Genomic DNA, 5873 nt, shown 5'->3' on the forward strand with positions numbered 1-5873 from the left:
GCGACGGCTTTCTGGACGACAACGAGTTCTCCGACGGCGTCTACAACACCTGGGACGTCAACCACGACTATGGTTTGAACGATGACGAGTACGACGAGGGCATCAACTGGTTCGACAACTGATCCAGTAGCGCCTGCAAGACAAGGCCTTGGGGTCCTGTCTTGCCGTGCCAGCGCCCCGGCTTCGGACGGCCGATGTCCTGAACGCAGACACTGCGTTTGGGCGCATGGCGCGGGACATGCCAGCGGATATTTGCCCCGTCGGTAGCGGTGGGGCATCCGCAGTGAAGCGATTGCACTGCGACCCGGTGCGCCATTTTATTGAGCGTTCTTGACCGCTGCGATGCCTGATGCCGCCTGGACAGGCCGCTGCCATCCCCAGGCGCGGCGGACTCCCGACCCGACAGCTACTCCACCGCAATCCAGTCCACCGCCAGCACAAACGCGCCCTCGCGCTTGTCCGCGATCAGCAGGCCAATCTCATGCACCTGCGCTGGGTCGAGCGGCGGCCCCTGCAGGCGCATGCCACGCACTGACGGCTGCAGCGATGCCAGCGGCACATGCACTTCGGTCCACTGCCCGACCGTCGTGTCGAACGACGCGCCGTAGGAGACGGCCAGGCCGCGGTAACGTGCGTCGGTGGCCAGCCGCAGCTGATAGCGTCGGCCATCACCACGCACCCGCAGCACTACCGCGGTGGCGTCGCTCAGGTCGAAATCGCGTCCGGTGCTGCGCACCGACGAGAAGCCGCCGTTGTTCGCCAGCGACAGCGTGCCGCGGAACACCAATGCGCCGTCGACAAGAGCGGGCCCGCCAGTCGAGCGACCGCCCATCACGCCGTCGTTCACCGCGATCCAGCGCGGCTCGGACGGCAGCGAATCGAACTGCATCAGCATGCGCATGGCGGGCTCCGTGGGCCGGGCATTGGCCGAGAGGGAAAGGCTGCCAACAAGCACGATCGCGGCGACCAGGCGAAGTGACATGCGCAAATCTCCCGACGTGGTGATGCAGCATCGGCAAAGCGCGACGCTGGAGGGACCCGGCCACTCGTCATGCCTGGCGCAGCTGCACTGCGATCGATCATTTTTCGGCTTGGACCAGCATACGCCTGCACGGAGAGGCGCTCGCCAGACGATCGCTGGCGCCATCGTCCATCGAGCTCCCGCCCCCCGCCCGAACACGCGTCAGCAGACCGCACCCTCGGGCGCGAGGTCCCGCAGATGGGGCGCGGTGCGCGCGTGAATCTCCCGGATCAGGGCCACCAGAAAAGACACGGTGCGGTCGAAGTCGGCGCGGTCCATCACGGTGTTGCGCGCGCGCCCAAAGTGCCGGCACTCCCGACAAGAACAGGCTGCCGGCAGAACCCGGGAGTGGGCGCATCGTGATGCTCCGATGGGCTTGGTGTTGAGTGATGGCCAGCAGCCCGCGTGCGGGCCGGCGCAAGGCCAAAGCGGGAGCGCAACTCAAGGCTCGCGCTCCCCATGGCGATCAGCGCGGGCGATACATTGCGCAGAGCTTGTTGCCGTCCGGGTCGCGCACGTAGGCAAGGTGCATGACGCCCAGCGAGCCCTCACGCGGGCCCGGCGCATCCTCGATCGAGATACCGCCGTGGGCCACCGCCACCTCGTGAAACTTCAGCACCTGCTCGGGCGAGCTGCACTTGAAACCTACCGTGCCGCCGTTGGCGCACGACGCGGCCTCGCCATTGATCGGCTGGCTGACGCAGAACATGCTGCCCTCATGCGGGTAGAACAGGCGCACGTGCCCTGTGCCGGCGACATTGCGCAGCGGCTTGCCCGCACCCAAGACAGCGAGCACCGCGTCGTAGAAACGCTGCGAGCGATCGATGTCGTTGGAACCCACCATGATGTGACTGAACATGCGTTGCTCCTGAAGCTCCGGCGCGTTGCCGGATGTGATTGAATGTGGTGAAGGGCGCGGATGCTTGCCCGCCACCGCCTCCCCCTGCGGCTGCCTGCGGTAGGCGGCACTCCCTCTGCTGGCCGACGCGTGCCACGCCGGCCCTGCATGGTAGCTAGCGCCCCCGTCGGCAGGCTGCACCTGCGTTGCGACAAAACGCCCGGGCCGGTCGCGCGAGCCCAGGCGAGGAGCGCACCTGGAGCGGCGCAGTCCAACGGTGGCGCGGCTCCGGCGCCAGCCCGTCCGCACCGGCGGCACATCGTCTTCGACCATCGTCGGGGTCACCGCCACTCAGGGCGCCGCACTTGCCGCACCGGAGCCAAACCGGTGGGCGCGCTAGTTGCGCAGCAGCAGCATCGGCAGTGCCATCAGCGCCAGCAGGCCGAGGATGGTGAGCACGATCGTCACCACGCGCAGTGGCTCGGCGCACAACTGCGTGAGGAACGTCGGCGCGGTGCCATCGCGCCTGGCTGCCGCGTGGTCGCTCCGCACGCGGTCGCTGCGCTGTCGCTGGTACTCGGCCATGGCGCGCTCCGCGTCCGCAAACGTCGCGTCTTCCGTCACCCAGATACTGCCCGCGGACACGCCCCAGAGGCTGGGCCGGGTTTCGTAGAAAGCGATCCCGTGCGCCTCGAGCATGGCGCGCACCTCGTCGGCTTCGTCGTCGGGCACGTGGCGCAGATTCATCAGCAGCTTGCACATGCCGCCATGGTAGCGACGCGCGGCCATTCCGCCAGGCGCTTTACCGAACCGCCCCGCCGCACGACGCGCCACCCGGCGATGGGCCTGAAGCACGGGCCGCACCGCGTCATCCGAGGGGCGATGCCCGGTGGCATCTCGTCATGGTGCCCCGGACTCGCCCACCAGCGCGGCCCGCCGCGAATCAAGCAGCAAGCTATCGATGGACCGATCACCTTGAAACGATGGATGCCGGCCCGCCCGCTGATTCCCGCCATGCGGAGGACCGCCGCCATTGGCGTTGAAGCGCCCGCCCAAAGCGCTGCCACGCAGCGGCGACGTCCAGCTGCGCGGCCCCCCCCCCCCCGCACCGGTGCTGCCAAGGTCACCATGGGATGCGAGCAGGAGTGAGCGTCCAGCGCCGGATGGCTTTTCGACGATCAGAGCGTGGCAGGCCTCCGCGATGCGAAAACCATCGCGGAGCTTGCCTTTCCATCAACCCTTTACGGCATCCACTGCGCCCTGACCGTCAGGCCGGTGACCGCGGCCCGGGCGTGTACGAGCACGTAGTAGGTGCCCGCCTTGGGGCTGCTCCACGTGCACAGCTCCCTGTTACCCGCATGGTAGGAGCGGCAGCTGTAGCTGGTGACCGTGGGCGCCGAGCCATATTTGACGTAAAGATCGGCGTCGCCTGTGCCGTTCACGCTCATCATTTCGCTGTAGGTCACGCCGCTGGGAATGGTGAAGGTGAACCGCAGGTCTCCATTCGTGGCGATCTTCAGATTGCTTACCGCCACATCGTTCTTCAGTTGCACCACCGATGACGGGGCTGGGGCCGGAGCGGGAGCCGGGGCCGGGGCTGGGGCTGGGGCCGGGGCTGGGGCCGGGGCCGGGGCCGGGGCCGGAGCGGGCGCTGGTGCGGGGGCCGGTGCGGGTGCGGGTGCCGGGGCCGGCGCGGAAGTCACCGTGCCACCACCACTCACGTTGAAAGCGAGCACGCCTCGGGCGCTGGCCATGAACGTTCCACCGCGCACCACGCTCACCTGCTGCTGGCCATTGATCGTGGCCACCGTCACCGAATAGCCGATCTGCGGCACCAACTCGGTGATGGTGTGGCTCGCAGCGACTGCGGGCACCGTGTACTTGATGGACGTGCTGATCGGTGTGCCGGGTGCACCGGAGCTGTTGATGACCACGTCGTTGCCGTCAACGCCGGACAGGCGCACGCCGACTATGGCGCCCGCGTTGACGGTGACCGGCCTGGCAGCTGCCACCTGCGAGGCCGACGAAGAGGTATCGAACACGTTCAACCACTGGTGGCTGGTCGCCGCCGCAGGCGCACGCTCCTGCACCTGCCAGACCTTCACCGGATTGCTTCCCGGATATAGCCCGACCGTCGCCGTGGCGGCATTGGCCGGCAGCACCGACGTCATCGCGCCGGCGTAGGCGCCGTTGTAGGTGACGTCCAGCCGGGTCTGCCCGGCGGGCGCCGCGCCCTTGACGGGCTTGGCGGGGAAATGCCATGCCAGATATTGGTCGTAGGCGCTGCTCCCTGCGGTGGTGCGGTCGTGCACCACAAACCGGTGGGGACGCAGGTAGACCACCTCACGCGACCACGCGGCCACGGCCGGGCCGGCCGAGAACTTCCCGTACATGTCCTCGATATGGTCGGCGCGAGTGTAGACGTAGTGACCGCCTTCCTCGAAAGCTCCCACGCGCGTGCGCACCTGGTTGTCTTCCGCAGTCCGTGCCTGCTGCGAACCACCCTCGAGAATCGTGCTGCCGCTTTTCCTGAACACGTAAAAGATGTTGTACAGCTGGCGGTTGCCCATGTAGAGCGTGCCGTTGCGGCTACCGTAGTTGTCGTTGTAGATGCGGTCTTCGTCGGCGCTGCCGGTGGATCCATGCACCATCCAGCCTCCGGCATTGACCAGCAGCGGGGTGTTGCCACGGGTGAGCGCCAGGCCACCCTGGTCGAAGTATTGCTCGCCCTGCGACGGCGCGTTGGTGTAAGGCCCCGCGCGCAGCGACATCCAGCTGGCCGCGGTGCCCCAGTCCGAGCGTGCCGCCACGGCGTTCATGCCCTTGGCGAAGTACGACAGCGGCAAGGCGGCCACCGAGGCGGTCGGGGCAGCCGGATTGGTCTCCAGGAACAGCAGCCACGGATCCGAGCTGTTGAAGCCCTTGGTCGCGGCGCTCACCTGGTTGAGGTACTGGTGGAACACGCCTACTCGCGGCGACTTCCAGAACCCCAGCTCACCCAGGATCGACTCGGCCAGCCCTACCTGCGTGGTACCCGGCATGCCGATGCCGATGGTGGGGTTGTTCGCATGGTTCATGTCGCGGTCGTCGAAGTACACGCGCGACGGCCAGGTGAAGTGGATCATGTAGTCGGCGTTGTCCAGCGGAAAACTGAAGGGCGCGGACGTCGCATGGACGATATCGGTACCGGTGGCCGTCTTCACCTCGCGTGCCGCCAGGCTCATGTTGAGGATGCCCAGCGGCGCATAGTTGCCGAAGCCTTCCGGCCAGCCACCGCCGGTCAGGTGCTGCGCGTAAAACGGCTGCACGCGCTGGCCGAACTGGCGCGTGTACCAGTCTGTCCACTGCGCAGGGGCGCTCGGATTTTCCCCGTAGGTGCCCAGGGCGATGGCCGCCTTGGCGTGGAAGTAGCCGGCGAAATAGTTGCTCTGCGGGTGGTCGTACTCGAACGTCTTGGTTTCGAACGACGTCACCCACGCATTGGCGGTGGTGTAGACCTGGGTGCGCTGCGCCGGGGTGAGCAGCTCGTACAGCCAGTCGTAGCCCAGCCCGAAGCCCACGCCGTAGTTGCGCATGGCATAGCCGTCGTCACTGTTCGGGTTCCAGCCCTGGCTGCCGTACGGCGCGGCCATCTTGGTCAGGATGTCGACGGCCTTCGCGCCGTAAGTCGCCGCTGCCTTGGCATTGCTCGGCTTGAGCGTCTGGTAGCACAGCGCCTCCGACAGCAGCGCCGGCAGGTACGACTCGCCCTGGTAACCCGCACCGATGTTGGGCAGGTTCGGGTACGCGCTCCCCGTGGGGTAGTTCACGGTGCCGCCGATGTACGAGTCGCACACCGACTTGAGCATCTGCCACTCCGGCGTGTTGGCCGCTGCGTGCTGGCGAAGCGCCGACAGCGTCGACGTATCGAGGAGCAGGCGCGGATGCGCCGCCGTCACTGCGGGGACTGTCGCGGCAAATGCGGACGACGACATCGTGACCGTCAGTGCGGTGAACAACACCGCGCAGCTTCCC

Annotated in this window: 4 protein-coding genes; all 4 read right to left on the reverse strand. The window is 67.3% G+C overall.

Going from position 1 to position 5873, the window contains the following annotated elements; genetic code table 11:
- Positions 1 to 406: 406 nt before the first annotated feature.
- Entirely contained in the window at positions 407 to 982 is a 576-nt protein-coding gene (locus VFG40_RS00005; protein WP_324893557.1) for a CIA30 family protein, read from the reverse strand.
- A 505-nt stretch (positions 983 to 1487) separates the two neighbouring features.
- Positions 1488 to 1880 (reverse strand): VOC family protein, encoded by a 393-nt coding sequence (locus VFG40_RS00010; RefSeq protein WP_324893559.1) that lies wholly within the window; start codon positions 1878 to 1880, stop codon positions 1488 to 1490.
- Positions 1881 to 2255: 375 nt separating this feature from the next.
- The gene (locus VFG40_RS00015; protein WP_324893561.1) at positions 2256 to 2621 is read right to left on the reverse strand and encodes a DUF6164 family protein; all 366 of its coding nucleotides are present in this window, start codon (positions 2619 to 2621) and stop codon (positions 2256 to 2258) included.
- A gap of 479 nt (positions 2622 to 3100) precedes the next feature.
- Positions 3101 to 5873 (reverse strand): PPC domain-containing protein (locus VFG40_RS00020; protein ID WP_324893563.1); only part of this gene is annotated, 2773 nt, incomplete at its 5' end.

Origin of the sequence: Dyella sp. (genome assembly GCF_035685805.1) — a bacterium.
Classification (GTDB): Bacteria; Pseudomonadota; Gammaproteobacteria; order Xanthomonadales; family Rhodanobacteraceae; genus Dyella_A.

Coding starts and splice junctions, on each gene's coding strand:
- VFG40_RS00005 (WP_324893557.1), bottom strand. CDS start 982: ATGTCACTTCGCCTGGTCGCCGCGATCGTGCTTGTTGGCAGCCTTTCC.
- VFG40_RS00010 (WP_324893559.1), bottom strand. CDS start 1,880: ATGTTCAGTCACATCATGGTGGGTTCCAACGACATCGATCGCTCGCAG.
- VFG40_RS00015 (WP_324893561.1), bottom strand. CDS start 2,621: ATGTGCAAGCTGCTGATGAATCTGCGCCACGTGCCCGACGACGAAGCC.